Below are 15157 nucleotides of genomic sequence, written 5' to 3' on the forward strand. Positions count from 1 at the left end.
TTGCGGGGCGCTGCGCTGTCCAGAAGCGGCAGCCGTGCCGCATTCAGAACTGTACATTAGTGTTTAGAAATCCTCTTTTCTTTCATGCAACTGCGCCGGCGGGGGAAATTGCACCGTGAATGTCGCTTTTTAACTTGAATGGCCGTAATCCTGCGGCGCGTTTGGGCAGGAGGGCGATAGAAACTCATGCCATGAATTGCCCTTGGTGAGGAAACAAGAATGACCGAAGCAGCACCGCGCCGTCGCGCACGGGGTGGCGGCGGCGCCGCCCGCCGCGCTGAACGCACCAGCGTCAAGATCGAGACCGCGAAGTACATCCAGCGCAACATTCCGAACTTCGAAATTCTGAATGAGGAAGCGCTCGAGATCATCGAATACAACGCGGACACGATCCTGGAAGAGGTCGGCGTCAACTTCGTGGACAACCCGGCGGCGCTGGAGCGCTGGCGTGAAGCGGGTGCCGACGTCCAGGGCGAGCGCGTGCGAATCCCCCGCGGCCTGGCCCGCAAGCTGTGCTCGACCGCGCCGGCCGAGTTCACCCAGCATGCCCGCAACCCCGAGAAATCGGTGGTCATCGGGGGCCGCAACCTGGTGCTGGCACCGGTCTATGGCCCTCCGTTCGTGCGCGACGCCAACGGCGGCCGCCGCTATGCGACCATGGACGACTTCAACAAGTTCGTGAAACTGGCCTATATGTCCAAGTGGCTGCACCACTCGGGCGGCACCGTTTGCGAACCCACTGACATCCCGGTGAACAAGCGCCACCTGGACATGCTGATGGCGCACATGACCCTCAGCGACAAGCCGTTCATGGGCTCGGTCACCGAACCCAGCCGCGCCCAGGACTCGGTCGACATGGCCGGCATCCTGTTCGGCAAGGAGTTCGTGCAGAACAACACCGTGATGACCTCGCTGACCAACATCAACTCGCCGATGACTTTCGACGATGTGATGATGGGCTCGCTGGAAGTCTATGCCAAGAACAACCAGGCCTGCATCATCTCGCCGTTCATCGTCGGCGGCGCCATGGCGCCGGTGTCGGTCGCGGGCACTCTGACGCAGGTTCTGGCCGAGGTTCTGGCCGGGATCGCCTACAACCAGCTGGTCCGCCCCGGCGCGCCAGCGATCTTCGGCGCCTTCGTGTCCTCGATCGACATGAACTCCGGCGCGCCGACCTTCGGCACCCCGGAGGCCTCGCTGGTCACCTACGGTGCAGGCCAGCTGGCGCGCCGCCTCGGCGTTCCGTTCCGTTCGGCAGGCTCCTTCTGCGGCTCCAAGCTGCCCGACGCGCAGGCGGCCTATGAAACCGCCAACTCGCTCAACATGGGCCTGATGTCCGGCGTGAACTTCATGCTGCACTCCTGCGGCTGGCTTGAGGGCGGCCTTGTTGCGGACTTCGAGAAGTTCGTGATGGACGCCGACCAGTTGGGTGCGCTGCATGGCCTCGCCAAAGGCGTCTCGGTCGACGAGAACGGCCAGGCGATGGAAGCCATCCGTGAAGTCGGACCCGGCGGCCATTACCTGGGCTGTGCCCACACCCAGGCCAACTTCAAATCCGCCTTCTGGAAGTCCGACCTGCTCGACTACAAGCCGTTCGAGCAGTGGGAAGAAGAAGGTGCGCGCGACACCTACGCTCTGGCGACCAACCGGGTCGAGCAGCTGCTGGCGACCTATGAACAGCCGGCGCTGGACCCGAACATCAAGATGGCGCTGGACGAATACGTGGCCGAAAAGAAAGCCTCGATGCCCGACGCGTTCATGTAAACGCAAGGGAATAGGTTCACCGGCGCGGGGTCATGCCCCGGCTGGAGCAGAACGGCGGTCCGCAGGGGCCGCCGTTTTTGTGTTTGGCCTGGGGATGGAGCCGCGCAGATAGTCCGCCTCGCCGGCCAGGGCGATCAGCACATCCACATGGCGGATCAGCGAATAGCCTGCCTCGCCGGTCTTGCGTGCCTCATTGAGGGCGCTCTCGATTTCCAGCAGCCGCATCGCTGCCGCCCCCGGCCGGGGCAGCGCGCCAAAGCCCAGAACCCGGCGCAGATCCCGCTGGCGGCAATAGTTCTGCGCCCCCAGACGGGCCGCGCGGGCCAGGATCCGCGGGCGCCGGAGTGCCGTAAGCCGGGTGAATACATCCTGCATCGTCCTCTCCTTTCCTATCTCTATGGGGGCTCTGCTATAACACAACCTATTGTGGTGTTGCGGATGGGGCGCAAACGGCGAACGGTGTGTTTTGTGATGATTATTTATTTTCGGGAAACAATGGTGCCTGATCTGATGTTCTGTTCAAAAACAGTCGGGTGGCCGCAAAGAGATCAACCGGGGGAGTGAGCGCTGCAGCGGGGTGGGACCGACTGACGACCGGGGTCAAAAACATGCAAAACATACCGCTCTCGCCCTTGCCGGGCTGGGTGCCGCCTGAAACTTGCCGCTATCTTCAGCACACCGAGGGTGGCCGCCCGATCCGGCAGCTTGCCCGCAAGGCTAAGTGCCACCCTTCCACCATCCTCCGCCAGGTTCGGCGGGTTGAAACTCTGCGGGATGATCCGCTGATCGACGAGGTGCTGACATATCTAGCAGGAACCTACCGGGCTGCTGCGGGCCCTGATGGCGCGGGGCCGGGCGGCGCTGTCAAGCGCGGTCTGTCTGCGGGGTTCGAGCGCGAAGCTGCCAGCGTCCTGACGCTGCTCAGCCGCGGCGGTGCGGTTCTGGCCGCGGCCCGGGACATGGAAATGGCAGTGGTGGTGCGCGAAGGCCAGGAGGCCGACCGTCAGAAGGTGGCGGTGTCGCGGCCGCTGGCCGGGGCCCTAGCGCTGTCTGGCTGGATCGCCTGTGCCCGCCAGGGCCGGATCAGCCGCTACGCCATCACCTCTGCCGGGCGCAGCGCCCTGAACCGCATCATCGCCGACCAGGAAAACCGCGCCCGGGCCCGGCTGGAGGGCGGCTTTGCCGAAGCACAGGCCCCTTTTGGCGCCGCCGAGGCCAAACCGGCCTATGGCCGCAAGCCGCGCTATGGCACTGCCGAGACCCCGCTGGAGGTACTGGCGCGGCTGTCAGACAAGGATGGCAATCCTTTTCTTACGCCGGCCATGATCGCTGCCGGCAAGCGCCTGCGCGAGGATTTCGAACTGGCGCAGATCAGCAGCCATTTGGTTCAGGAGGAAGCTTACTTTGCCGAGGGCAGCCATGCCCTGCGCAGCAACAGCCACGAGGCGGGAAAAGCGGCGCAAAATCGGATGACCGAGGCGCTCAGAACGCTTGGGGCAGGGCTCAGCGACATAGCGCTGCGCTGCTGCTGCCATCTGGAGGGGCTGGAGACGGCCGAGCGCAAGCTCGGCTGGCCGGCTCGCTCGGGCAAAGTCGTTCTGCGGATCGCCCTGCAGCACCTGGCAGAGCATTACGGAGAGTGCAGTGCAGGGGAGGCTGAGCTGATCGGCTGATCCTGGCAGGAGGAACAAAAACGGGCCCGCAATCGGCGGGCCCGTGAAAATGCCGTCGAGGGCGGTGCCTTATGCGGGCACAGCAGCCTTGGCTTCTTTCAGGTGGTTCAGAACGGTCTCCGGAGAGGACACGCCATAGGGGTCTTCACCGTGGTTGTCGGACAGGCCCGGCTCTTCGAACCATGCTTCAACAACACCGTCGTTGATGATGGCTGCATAGCGCCAGGAACGGTTGCCGAAGCCCAGGTTGTCCTTGGCGACCAGCATGCCCATCTTGCGGGTGAATTCGCCGGAACCGTCCGGGATCACGGCCACGTTTTCCAGCTTCTGGTCGCGCGCCCAGGCGTTCATCACGAAGCTGTCGTTCACCGACATGCAGTAGATCGCGTCGATGCCTTCGGCCTGGAAGTCGCCAAAGCCTTTTTCATAGCCCGGCAGCTGGTAGGTGGAGCAGGTCGGGGTGAAAGCGCCCGGCAGCGAGAACAGCACAACGCGCTTGCCTGCAAAGTAATCTGCGGTGGTCTTGTCTTCCCAGCGGAAGGGGTTCGGGCCTTCGATCGACTCGTCACGGACGCGGGTGCGGAAGGTCACGTCGGGCAGCTTAACGCCAGCTTTCATTTCGGGATGCTCCTGAAGGTGGAAGTTCGTTCGGCGCGCAGACTTAAAATGATTCTAAGTGGGCTTCAACAATTTCGTGATGAAAATTACCGCCGGGTCCGGTTCTGCACCTGATGGCCGCTAAGTTGCGCCGTCCGGCTGGGGATTTGCGGCAAGGCTTCTGCCGCAGCGTCATGAGTTTTCCCCTTTGGCGGGTGTTTGCGAGCACTTAGAATACCGTGCTGCCCGGGTGCGGATTTCCCCGTGGCCTGCCTGCCGGGTTGGGTCCCGGATCTTTCAGCATTGCACCAGCCCGCTGCAATCTCTCGCGCGGCTGGAGATTAAAGGGATAAAAGATGCCATTTATTGTGACCAGCGCCACCGCAAATACGGGGATCAGCTATACTCCTTCCGACGATGATATCGTTCTGGTAGGACGCGAAACTTACTGGACCGTCAGCAACAAACAGTCTGTGCTGACATTGATCGGCGGTAATTCGAATTTCTCGGTGCTGATCGAAGGCGATCTGATAACCAATGGAGACACAGGGATCAATGTCGCGCCTGGGTCGGGGCTGAATCCGGACACATCCCTAGGTATTCATTTCCGGCTTTCAGAGTCCGGCAGCGTCCGGGCCAAGCTGGACGGAGTCAATTTTAATGGGTCTTCATCCATGTTCGTCAATGAAGGCGGGATCTATGCGGGCAGAACCGGTGTTGTTTTAAACGCAACCTATACTGATTTTTTTAATTCAGGACGGATTTCCGGAGACTACCTCGGGCTTGAGGCCAATGGAAACAGCCAGATTGTCAACCGCGGGGAAATCCTCTCCAGTTTCACGGCAGTCGGGCTGTCTGCAGATTCCATCGGTGTTGAAAACTACGGCTTCCTGCTTGGTGATTACGCTGGTATCCGCAGCAGTGGTAATACCTATATCAGCATCGTGAACGCAGGTCAGATCCAAGCGGAAACTTCCGGCATTGATGTTGCAGGTGATGGGTTGACCATCTCTAACTCCGGTAGGGTGGAGGGCGGCAAATACGGGGTCAATTTCCGCTTGTACGGAGATTCTTTGTATAATTCATCTGAGTTCGTGAACACCGGCACCGTGACCGGCGGCGAATACTCCTTGTTCGCCTGGAATGCCTCCGATGCCAGCAGCCGCTCTCACAGCCAGACGGTGAGCTTGTCGATCCGCAACTCTGGTTCCCTGATCGGTGATGTTCTTGCGTCATACGACAACGACACGTTTCGAAATACGGGGCTGATCGACGGAGATGTCAACCTGAGCGAAGGTAACGACACCTTTCTCGGCGCAGGCGGCATTGTAAAGGGAACAGTAAACGGCGGCGCCGGCGACGATACAATTATGGGCGGTGAGGAGGCCGATTACCTGAAGGGCGGCAGCGGGGCAGACCGGCTGTTCGGCGGCCGGGGGGATGACACGCTGGATGGCGGCGAAGATTCAGACATCATTTTTGGAAACCGCGGCAATGACTCGATCGTGGGACGTGACGGGGGGGACTATCTGACTGGCAGGTCCGGTGATGATTCCGTTTACGGAGACAGCGGCAATGATTTTCTGGATGGCAACTCAGGAAATGATTTCCTGTCCGGCGGCAGCGGCGCGGATCAGCTGATTGGCGGCAGCGGCGATGACACTCTCCGGGGCGGAACGGAAAATGACCAGCTGGAAGGCGGGCGCGGCAGTGATGAGCTGGAAGGGAGCTCAGGCGACGACACGCTCTCTGGCAACGCCGGGAATGATGTGCTGGCAGGCGAAGACGGCAATGACGTGCTTCGCGGCGGTTTAGGCGCCGATGAACTGTCAGGGGGGCAGGGCCGGGACAGCCTTGAAGGCGGGCGCGGCAGCGATGAGCTGCTGGGCGGAAGCGGACAGGACACTTTGGCGGGCGGCCGCGGCAATGATTTCCTGGACGGCGGTTCTTCCTCCGACAGCTTGCTTGGCGGCGCGGGCAATGACGAACTGCTCGGCGATCATGGCCTCGATACGCTGGACGGCGGCGCAGGCGACGACCTGCTGCGCGGCGGATCCTTTGCAGATACCTTTGTCTTTTCCGCTGGCGGAGGCAACGATACCATTGCCGACTTCAAGACCGGCCTGGACAAGCTGCGGCTGGACAGAGACATCTGGAGCGGCAGCATCACCAAGACGCAGGTGCTGGCCGATCATTCTGAGGCAGCGGGCGATGATCTGCTGCTGGACTTTGGCGTGGACGGCAGCCTGATCCTGCTCGGCGCCGCCGGGCTGACGGCCTCCGACATCACGTTTTTCTAGGCATTCGCCTGCAGCCGGGGGCGAGCGCCAGCCTGGCCGCCCCCCGGAGCTTCAGACAGCTGCTTTCTTGATCGTCACCGTGGTGCCGCGCAGTTTGCGTTCCGACGCCGCGGTGAGGTCGTTGAACCGTTTCAGGGTCGCCAGCAGCTTTTTCTTGTCCTTGGAGTCATTGATGGCGCCCGGGAATTTCTTCTTGGCGGTCTGATACTGGTCATTGATCTTCTTCAGATCCTTGAACTTCGCCGCTGCGGCTTTCAGATCCGGGGCGGCTGCCTTCAGATCTTCGCCGGCCTTTTCAATCGCCGCCACGCAATGGCCGTTGATCGCCTTCACCAGAGCGCCCACCCGGGTGGTGTATTTCTTCAGGTTCCGGTCCACCAAGAGCTGCGGCAACTCGGTTGCATCCAGCTTCTTGTCGTGGCTGTCGCCGCTTTCTTTGACGATCTTAGTGACTGTCTTCTGGAAGTTCGCGGCATAGAACTTCTGCGCCGCGTTCAGCTTGCCCTCGTACAGAGCCGCTTTCTTCACTTCGGCCGCTTCCTTGGCCAGAGTATCGCGCAGCGCTTCGATATCCTTTTTCGAAGCCGAAGACTTAGAGCGTTTCTTCAAATCCTTCTCGATGTCGCCAATCAGTTTCTGGATCTTGGTCAGGTGCGCCTGCGCCTCCTTGCAGAAGCCAAGCATCGCATTGAGTTCCTCCTGGTGAATGTCCACTGCCTTGTTCCAGGTGGTCAGGCCGTCCTTGACGTGCTTGTTCTTCTGCAAGTCGGCCATCTTCTTGGACTCGACTCCGTCCTTGCGCGCCTTGGCCAGGCTTTCGCGGAAGTAATCCTCGCCCTCCCAGGCGTTTCCCAGCGAAATACCAACACGTTTCTTCAGCTTGTCCCCTTCGGCAGTGGTGAATTTCTTGGTGCCTGCAGCCAGTTTCTTGTGTTCCGCTTTGAACTTCTCCAGCTCTTTGGCCATGGGTCCCTCCCTGAACGTGTTAACGGCGCATTCGCTTTGCACAGGTAAACTATGTGTTCCGAAGCGGCATTTTGGCAAAGGAAAACGGCAGAAATGCGCTGTATAAGCTATGCCGAGGAAGCAAGGCAGGGTTGCCGATAGCCGGGTGTCAACGCCCGGAACCTATGTTACACCTTGGCCAAGTGAGATGCCGGAAGGGAAAAACCACGTGCGAGACCTGAAAATCCCCGAGCAGCGCCACCCGGAAAAGGCGCACCGTCCCGACAACGCTCAGCCGAAAAAGCCAAGCTGGATCCGGGTCAAGGCGCCGGGCGGGCAGGGGTATGCGGACACGCACAAGATCATGCGCGAGCACAAGCTGACCACCGTCTGCGAGGAGGCAGGCTGCCCCAACGTTGGTGAATGCTGGAGCCAGGGCCACGCCACCATGATGATCATGGGCGAGGTCTGCACCCGCGCCTGTTCCTTCTGTAATATCGCCACCGGCAAGCCGCCCGAGGCGCTGGATGTGTTCGAACCCGGCCGGGTGGCAGACGCGGTGCAGAAGCTGGGGCTGAACCACGTGGTGATCACCTCGGTGGACCGTGATGACATCGAAGACGGCGGCGCTGAGCATTTTGCCCAGACCATCCGCGCTGTGCGCCACCGCTCGCCGGGCACCACCATTGAGATCCTCACACCGGACTTTCTGAAATGCGACCCGTCGGTGCTGGAAACCGTGGTTGAGGCACGCCCGGATGTGTTCAACCACAATCTGGAAACCGTCCCTGGCCTTTACCCGGAAGTCCGCGCTGGAGCGCGCTACTTCCATTCCCTGCGTCTGCTGCAGCGGGTCAAGGAGCTGGATCCGTCGATGTTTACCAAATCCGGCATCATGGTCGGCCTGGGCGAAGACGCGCAGGCGGTGAAGCAGGTGATGGACGACATGCGCGCCGCTGACGTCGACTTCCTGACCATCGGCCAGTACCTGCAGCCGACGCCCAAGCACCACGCGGTAGACCGGTTTGTGACGCCCGAAGAGTTCAAAACTTACGAGAAAGCCGCCTATGGCAAGGGCTTCCTCATGGTCTCGGCGACACCGCTGACACGGTCGTCGTACCATGCCGGCGACGACTTCGCGCAACTGCGCAAAGCGCGCAACAAGAAGCTGGGCCTGGCATGACGCCTGAGCGACTGGCGCGGCTTACACGGCTGCGCCACGCCCTGCATCAGATCCCCGAGGTTTCCGGTGCCGAGGAAAAGACTGCCGCCATGGTGGCGGACTACTTGCGCCTGTATGAACCGGATCAGCTGCTGACCGGTCTTGGCGGCCATGGCGTCGCAGCCATTTTCAACGGTGCAGCTGAAGGTCCGACGGTACTGATCCGCTGCGAGCTGGACGGCCTGCCGATCGAGGAATTGTCGGAGCTGCCCTACCGCTCCACTCACGCGGGCCGCGGCCATCTTTGCGGCCATGACGGCCACATGACCATGGTGGCGGCTTTGGCCGAGGATCTGCAGGCCCGCCGCCCGGCTTCGGGCCGTGTTGTTCTGCTATTCCAGCCCGCTGAGGAAACCGGCAAGGGCGCACCTGCCGTGCTTGCTGATCATGCGTTCAGCCAGATCGCCCCGGACTACGCGTTTTCGCTGCACAATCTGCCGGGGCTGCCTGTGGGGCAGGTGGCTCTCTGCGCCGGCCCGGCTAATTGCGCCTCTCGGGGCATGCGGATCAAGCTCACTGGCAAAACCTCCCATGCCGCCGCACCGCAGGACGGGGTATCGCCCGCCGGTGCCATTGCGCAATTGCTGCCGGGGCTGACAGCTTTGGCCAGCGGCGGCGAACTGGGGCCTGATTTCGCTTTGGTCACTTTGACCCATGCGCATCTGGGTGAGGCAACCTTTGGTATCGCGCCCGGCTATGGTGAGGTCTGGGCCACCCTGCGCACAGTTACCGACGCCCGTATGGGCCAGCTGATTGCGGATGCTACAGCGCTGGTGAAACAGGCCTGCGCAGCGGAGGGGCTGGCGTCCTCCATTGAGTTCGACGACGTCTTTGACGCCTGCACCAACCACCCCGAGGCTGTGGCAATCCTGAACGCTGCCAGCGAAGCGGCAGGCCATGCGGTTCAGATGCAAGACAAGCCCCAGCGCTGGTCCGAGGATTTCGGCCAGTTCGGTAAGGGCGCAAAGGCGGCGATGTTCTGGCTGGGCTCCGGCACGGATCAGCCGCAGCTGCACAATCCGGACTACGACTTCCCTAATGCGGTCATCCCGGTTGGGGCCGGGGTCTTTGCCCGGGTCATTGATCATCTGCTCAATACAGAAACGGGCGGCAACCGCTAGGTTCCGCCCGGTGATGCATCTGCCGGTCTTTTGGGGCATCTATGCCGCCCGGGGTCTTAGGCCGGTTCAGCCTTCGTCGGTGAAACGCACTTTTCCGATATGCGGCAGGTTGCGATTGCGCTGCGCGAAGTCGATGCCGTAGCCGACGACAAACTCGTCCGGGATCTCAAATCCGATCCAGTCGGCGCGGAAATCCACCTCGCGCCGTGATGGCTTGTCCAAGAGCGCAATGGATTTCAGCCGTGCAGGTTCCCGGCTTTTCAGCAGGTTCACCACATGGTTCAGCGTGTGGCCGGTGTCGACGATGTCTTCAACAACCAGCACGTCGCGCCCTTCAATGGCGCCGCGCAAGTCTTTGAGAATACGCACTTCCCGGCTGCTTTCCATCGCGTCGCCGTAAGAAGACGCCTCCAGGAAGTCGACCTCAATCGGCAAGTCCAATTCACGCACCAGATCTGCGATGAAGACAAAGCTGCCGCGTAGCAATCCGACCACCACTAGTTTGTCGGTATCACCGAACTCGCGGTGGATTTCACCGCAAAGCTCTTCGATCCGCGCCGCGATGGCTTTGGCTGAGATCATCACATCAATGACATATGGACGCTGTGACATGGCTGCCCCCTTGAATTTCCCGCGCGTACATAGGACATGACGCTGCACAATAGTAGCAGAAAATCAGCAGGCCGATGCCCACACACTCGGAAACCCGCCAGCTGCCGTATTCGGCACAGCAGATGTACGATCTGGTCGCGGATGTCGCGCAATACCCGAAATTCCTGCCCTGGTGCGCCGCCGCCCGGATCCGCAGCCGGGCGCCAATGGGCGAGGCTGAGGTGATGGAGGCGGATCTGGTGATCTCCTTCAAGGTCTTCCGCGAGCGCTTTGGCAGCCGGGTGACCCTGTATCCTGGCGAACAGAAGATTGACACCGAGTACCTGGACGGCCCGTTCCGCTACATGAAGTCGAACTGGTCATTTGCTCCGCGCGAGGATGGCACCTGCGACATTTCCTTCTTTGTCGATTTCGAGTTCAAGAACGCGGTGCTGCAGGGGATCATTGGGGTGGTTTTCAACGAGGCGATGCAGCGGATCGTGCGCGCCTTTGAGCGCCGGGCGGCGGAGCTTTACGGCTGAGATGCCGGAAGCAGGAAACCGCTTGACCTAAAGCGGGCTACAAGTCGTATGGCTGGCGGGGCATGAGATTTTCCAAAGGAAGGATTGACCCGCATGGAGCAGGAATTCTGGCAGGCGCGCTGGCGCGAGAACCGTATCGGCTTTCATGAGGCCGCGCCGAACACGCTGCTGACGAAGCACATTTCCCGGCTGGGCCTGAAAGCAGGCCAATCCGTCTTTGTCCCGCTTTGCGGCAAGGCGCTGGATCTGGATTGGCTGTTGGCGCAGGGGCTGCAGGTCACTGGGGCTGAATTCAACAAAGGCGCCGTTGAAGAGGTCTTTGCGCGCCAGGGGCTTGAGCCGGAGGTCGTCCAGCAGGGGAAGCTCCTGCGGTATCGGGCGGGCGCGCTGACGTTGTTTGCCGGTGATTTCTTTGCCCTTAGCGCCGAACAGGTTGGCTCCGTCGATGCTGTTTATGACCGGGCGGCGCTGGTGGCGGTGAAGCCCGAAGACAGAACGGTTTATGCGGGGCATCTCAACCGGATCACAAGCACTGCGCCGCAGCTTTTGATCGGTTTCGATTATGACCAGTCGCTGATGCAGGGGCCGCCGTTTTCGGTGCCTGGCGGTCTCGTCCAGACGCTCTATCAGGGCACACATGCGATCACCCTGGCCGAGGAGCGCCTTGCAGATGGCCGGATCGGTGAACGCTGCAACGCGCTGGAGCAAGCCTGGTTGCTGTCTCCATTGTCCTGAAACGAAAAGCGGGTCCCCGAGGGGACCCGCCCGGTGCGAAATATGCACCTTCTGCCGTGAGTGGCGGCATTCGTCATAGCCGGGGTCAGCTGTTCATGTCGTATGCCCGCTCACCATGAACAGAGAGATCGAGTCCGTTGGTCTCGCTTTCAAGATCCACGCGCAGGGATGTGATCGCTGCGGAGATCTTCACTAGGGCGATGGTCACAACCACGGTGAAGATGCCGACGATGGCCAGTGCGCCCAGCTGTGCCGCCCAGGCGCCGGCGCCGAAGACGGCGATCATGATGGTGCCGAAGATGCCGCCGACGCCATGCACGGCAAAGACATCCAGGGTGTCGTCGATCTGCATCTTGTTGCGCACCAGGTTGACCATTTCCTGGCACAGCACTCCGGCCACAGCACCGATGATCAGCGCCTCCATCGGGCCGACAAAGCCGGAGGCCGGGGTGATCGAGGCGAGGCCTGCAATGGTGCCGGTGACCAGGCCCACCAGAGACGCCTTGCCGTATTTGATCTTCTCCCACAGCGCCCAGGTGAGCGACGCGGTGGCGGCGGAGATATGGGTCACTGTGAGCGCCATTGCCGCGCCGCCGTCTGCGGCCAGCTGCGAGCCGCCGTTGAAGCCGAACCAGCCGACCCAAAGCATCGCGGCGCCGATCATCACATAGCCGGGGTTGTGCGGCGGGATGGCGCGGTTTTTGCGCGGGCCCAGGAAGAAGGCGATGATGAGGGCTGCGAGGCCTGCGGTCTCATGCACCACGATACCGCCGGCAAAGTCCTTGACGCCCACGTCGCCGAAGATGCCGCCATCCGCCAGAAAGCCGCCGCCCCAGATCCAATGCACCACCGGTGCGTAGCACAGCAGCATCCAGAGGCCAGAGAACACAAGGACGAAGCCAAAGCCCACGCGCTCCACATAGGCGCCGACGATCAGTGCAGGTGTAATGATGGCGAATGTCATCTGGAAGGCAAAGAACAGAACCTCGGGCAGGGTGCCTGACAGGCTGTCGGCGGTGACGCCGTTCAGGAACATCTTGTCCAGCCCGCCCCAGATGCCGGAGGTGCCGCTGCCGAAGGCAATGGTGTAGCCGAACGCCAGCCACAGAACGCTCATCAAACAGGCAATGGCGTAGCAATGCATGAAAACGCTGAGCACATTTCGGGCACGCACCAGCCCGCCGTAGAACAGGGCGAGCCCTGGCAGTGTCATAAAGAGGACCAGGGCCGTGGCCACAATGATCCATGCGGTATCCGCTCCGTTCATCCGTTTGTTCCTTCCCCTCAAAAAACGGTGGCTATGGGGAAAGCGGAAAGGCAGCGCAGAAAAAAGAGGCAGCCGTGCGGAATGCGCCCAAAATCGGGGCTTTTTCTGGAGTGCTGATTTTTTGGGCGGGCTTTAGCGGGATTTGCCCGGAATGCGACAGGTTTACGAAAGTGCCTGCATCAGCAGTGATAGCGCGTGATCACGGGCGGCTTCGCGCACGTTAGCGCGGCCCAGGGCGCCGAACTCGACGGTTTCGGTGGCAGTCTTGCGATCCGCACAGGCGAGGCCAAAACAGACGCGGCCTTCGGGTTTGAACTCTGAGCCGCCTGGTCCCGCAATGCCGGTGACCGAAACTGCCAGGGTAGTGCCGGCATTGCGAAGCGCGCCTTCGGCCATCTCGGACGCAACCTCTTCGCTGACGGCACCAACGGTTTCCAGCGTATCGGCCCGCACGCCCAGCATCTGCATTTTGGCTTCGTTGGAATAGGTGACAAAGCCCCGGTCGACCACGGCTGAGGAGCCTGGAATATCGGTCAGCGCCGCTGCGATCATGCCGCCGGTGCAGCTTTCAGCCGTGGCGATGGTAACGCCTGCCGCCTTGGCGCGTTCGATCAGCTTGGCCGCGTCGATGCTCATAACCCAAGAACCCCGTGCGAGAAACCGGCCAGCAGGACCACACCGATGGCGGCCATGATGCCGGCGATAACATCATCCATCATAACCCCGAACGGACCCTTTTTGCGATCCGCCCAGCCAACGGGGCCGGGTTTCCAGATGTCGAACAGGCGGAACAGCACAAAAGCGGCAATCCAGCCGGGCCAAAGCGCGGTGATGTCGATACCCTTGCTCCAGGCGGGAAAGGAAATGGCCCAAAGCGCGATCCACTGGCCCGCGACCTCGTCCACCACGATTTCCGAAGGGTCGTGGTCGGCGCTGCCTGCGGTCATGACTTTGGTCGCCCAAAGACCGGCGGGGATGCTGGCCAGCGTTGCCAGGGCCAAGAGCGGGAAGCCGCCAAGCTGATGCAGCACATAGGCCAGCGGCAGCGCCGCAAGCGAACCCCAGGTGCCAGGGGCAGGGCGCAGATATCCGACGCCGCCAACCGTGCCGATCAGCTGCGCCGCAGTCATGCTTTCACCAATGCGGCCGTGGCCAGCGCCGCGATGCCTTCGCTGCGGCCAGTGAAGCCAAGGCGTTCGGAGGTGGTTGCTTTGATCGATACCCGGTCTGCATCGATCCCGAGGATGCCTGCCATGACTTCGCGCATCTTTGCGGCATTGGGCCCGACCTTGGGGTATTCGCAAACCAGCGTGCAGTCGACATTGGAGATCGTGAACCCCATCTCGCGCGCCAGATCAGCGGCGTGGCGCAGGAAGATCTCGCTGGCGGCGCCTTTCCACTGCGGATCGGAGGGTGGGAAGTGCTGGCCGATGTCGCCACGCGCCAGCGCGCCATAGATCGCATCGGTGACGGCATGCATTCCGACATCCGCGTCTGAATGGCCTTGCAGGGTTTTCTCGTGCGGGATTTCGACCCCGCACAGGATCACGCTGTCGCCGGGCCCGAACCGGTGCACGTCGTAGCCATTGCCAAGCCTGATATCCATGTTTGCTCCCAGAATGCGTTCCGCCCGGGCAAAATCCTCAGGCCGTGTAATTTTGATGTTGTCCGGCTCGCCCGGAACAATGGCGACGTCAAGCCCCGCAGTGCGCGCCACCTCGACATCATCCGCAGCCCCGCCAGGGTGTGCCAGGTGCGCGGACAGGATCTCCGAAAAACGGAAGCCTTGCGGGGTTTGCGCGGCAAAGAGACCGTTGCGGTCCTGCGTGCCGGTTACAGTATTTCCGGTGCCGGTCCACAGCGCATCCGTCACGGCAAGCGCTGGGGCCGCCGCAGGTTCTTGGTCCAAGGTCTTGATAACACGTTGGATCAGATCCGAGCTGACGCAGGGGCGGGCGGCGTCGTGAATCAGTACTTTGGCCACATCATGCGCTTCCAGCGCTTTCAGCCCGTTCAGAACCGAGGCCGCGCGTTCTGCTCCGCCTTCAGCCAGAATCAGGCCGGGTTTTCCGGTAAACTCTGTCCAAGCCGCGGTGTCATCGGCGGAAAGCACAAGCACTGTGAGCTCCACCCCCGCCGCGGCAAAGGCGTCCATTGTCCAGTCGATTACCCTGCGCCCTTTAAGCGGGCGCCATTGCTTGGGCGTGCCGCTGCCTGCACGGGTGCCGCGGCCGGCAGCGACGATCAGGGCAGCTGTGGTCATGTGGGCCTCATTTCCGGTTTGGCCTTTGTTTATGAGGTGGCGCGGGAAGAGGCAATCACCCCGCGAAATCTGCTTAAAAAATAGGCAAACGATGATTTGCGATGCCTTGCAATGGGCAGTTTCGTTGCTGCATAGCA

15 protein-coding genes are annotated in these 15157 nt (G+C 61.5%); 7 read left to right on the plus strand and 8 right to left on the minus strand.

Annotated features, from left to right (window positions below; all coding sequences use genetic code 11):
- Window positions 1-219: 219 nt before the first annotated feature.
- Window positions 220-1764 (plus strand): trimethylamine methyltransferase family protein, encoded by a 1545-nt coding sequence (locus RA19_RS08045; protein ID WP_039161352.1) that lies wholly within the window; start codon window positions 220-222, stop codon window positions 1762-1764.
- A 30-nt stretch (window positions 1765-1794) separates the two neighbouring features.
- On the opposite strand, the gene RA19_RS08050 is transcribed toward RA19_RS08045, so the two are convergent.
- Window positions 1795-2139, minus strand: a complete 345-nt coding sequence (locus RA19_RS08050; protein ID WP_039161355.1) for a DUF6477 family protein — start codon at window positions 2137-2139, stop codon at window positions 1795-1797.
- Between the two features lie 233 nt (window positions 2140-2372).
- Between RA19_RS08050 and RA19_RS08055 the strand changes: the two genes are divergently transcribed.
- Window positions 2373-3437, plus strand: a complete 1065-nt coding sequence (locus RA19_RS08055) for a DUF6456 domain-containing protein (protein ID WP_039161357.1) — start codon at window positions 2373-2375, stop codon at window positions 3435-3437.
- Window positions 3438-3506: 69 nt separating this feature from the next.
- On the opposite strand, the gene RA19_RS08060 is transcribed toward RA19_RS08055, so the two are convergent.
- Window positions 3507-4055 (minus strand): peroxiredoxin, encoded by a 549-nt coding sequence (locus RA19_RS08060; protein WP_039161360.1) that lies wholly within the window; start codon window positions 4053-4055, stop codon window positions 3507-3509.
- Window positions 4056-4390: 335 nt separating this feature from the next.
- On the opposite strand from RA19_RS08060, the gene RA19_RS25715 reads away from it, so the two are divergent.
- The gene (locus RA19_RS25715; RefSeq protein WP_052261698.1) at window positions 4391-6334 is read left to right on the plus strand and encodes a calcium-binding protein; all 1944 of its coding nucleotides are present in this window, start codon (window positions 4391-4393) and stop codon (window positions 6332-6334) included.
- 51 nt (window positions 6335-6385) lie between these two features.
- On the opposite strand, the gene RA19_RS08070 is transcribed toward RA19_RS25715, so the two are convergent.
- The gene (locus tag RA19_RS08070) at window positions 6386-7300 is read right to left on the minus strand and encodes a hypothetical protein (RefSeq protein WP_039161363.1); all 915 of its coding nucleotides are present in this window, start codon (window positions 7298-7300) and stop codon (window positions 6386-6388) included.
- A 208-nt stretch (window positions 7301-7508) separates the two neighbouring features.
- Here RA19_RS08070 and lipA point away from each other — a divergent pair, with 208 nt between their 5' ends.
- Both lipA and RA19_RS08080 read left to right on the plus strand, forming a co-directional pair.
- Window positions 7509-8462 (plus strand): lipoyl synthase, encoded by a 954-nt coding sequence (lipA, locus tag RA19_RS08075; protein ID WP_039161681.1) that lies wholly within the window; start codon window positions 7509-7511, stop codon window positions 8460-8462.
- Complete coding sequence (locus RA19_RS08080) at window positions 8459-9622, plus strand: amidohydrolase (protein ID WP_039161365.1); 1164 nt, start codon at window positions 8459-8461, stop codon at window positions 9620-9622. Before lipA ends, RA19_RS08080 begins: the two co-directional genes overlap by 4 nt.
- Window positions 9623-9688: 66 nt before the next feature.
- On the opposite strand, the gene hpt is transcribed toward RA19_RS08080, so the two are convergent.
- On the minus strand, window positions 9689-10234 hold the full coding sequence (gene hpt, locus RA19_RS08085) for a hypoxanthine phosphoribosyltransferase (RefSeq protein WP_039161367.1): 546 nt from the start codon (window positions 10232-10234) through the stop codon (window positions 9689-9691).
- A 74-nt stretch (window positions 10235-10308) separates the two neighbouring features.
- Here hpt and RA19_RS08090 point away from each other — a divergent pair, with 74 nt between their 5' ends.
- Together RA19_RS08090 and tmpT are read left to right on the plus strand one after the other, a co-directional pair.
- Window positions 10309-10755 (plus strand): type II toxin-antitoxin system RatA family toxin, encoded by a 447-nt coding sequence (locus tag RA19_RS08090; RefSeq protein WP_039161369.1) that lies wholly within the window; start codon window positions 10309-10311, stop codon window positions 10753-10755.
- Window positions 10756-10848: 93 nt separating this feature from the next.
- A complete protein-coding gene (tmpT, locus tag RA19_RS08095; RefSeq protein WP_039161371.1) occupies window positions 10849-11490 on the plus strand; it encodes a thiopurine S-methyltransferase in 642 nt (213 codons plus the stop codon).
- A gap of 85 nt (window positions 11491-11575) precedes the next feature.
- Here the strand turns inward: tmpT and RA19_RS08100 are convergent, their stop codons facing one another.
- The 4 genes from RA19_RS08100 to RA19_RS08115 form a co-directional block, all read right to left on the minus strand.
- A complete protein-coding gene (locus tag RA19_RS08100; RefSeq protein ID WP_039161373.1) occupies window positions 11576-12757 on the minus strand; it encodes an ammonium transporter in 1182 nt (393 codons plus the stop codon).
- A 162-nt stretch (window positions 12758-12919) separates the two neighbouring features.
- On the minus strand, window positions 12920-13393 hold the full coding sequence (locus RA19_RS08105; protein WP_193748241.1) for a CinA family protein: 474 nt from the start codon (window positions 13391-13393) through the stop codon (window positions 12920-12922).
- Window positions 13390-13887, minus strand: a complete 498-nt coding sequence (locus RA19_RS08110; RefSeq protein WP_039161376.1) for a phosphatidylglycerophosphatase A family protein — start codon at window positions 13885-13887, stop codon at window positions 13390-13392. Before RA19_RS08110 ends, RA19_RS08105 begins: the two co-directional genes overlap by 4 nt.
- A complete protein-coding gene (locus RA19_RS08115; RefSeq protein WP_039161377.1) occupies window positions 13884-15020 on the minus strand; it encodes a bifunctional 2-C-methyl-D-erythritol 4-phosphate cytidylyltransferase/2-C-methyl-D-erythritol 2,4-cyclodiphosphate synthase in 1137 nt (378 codons plus the stop codon). Before RA19_RS08115 ends, RA19_RS08110 begins: the two co-directional genes overlap by 4 nt.
- Window positions 15021-15157: the final 137 nt, after the last annotated feature.

The organism is Leisingera sp. ANG-M1 (genome assembly GCF_000813745.1).
In the GTDB taxonomy this organism is placed as follows: Bacteria; Pseudomonadota; Alphaproteobacteria; order Rhodobacterales; family Rhodobacteraceae; genus Leisingera.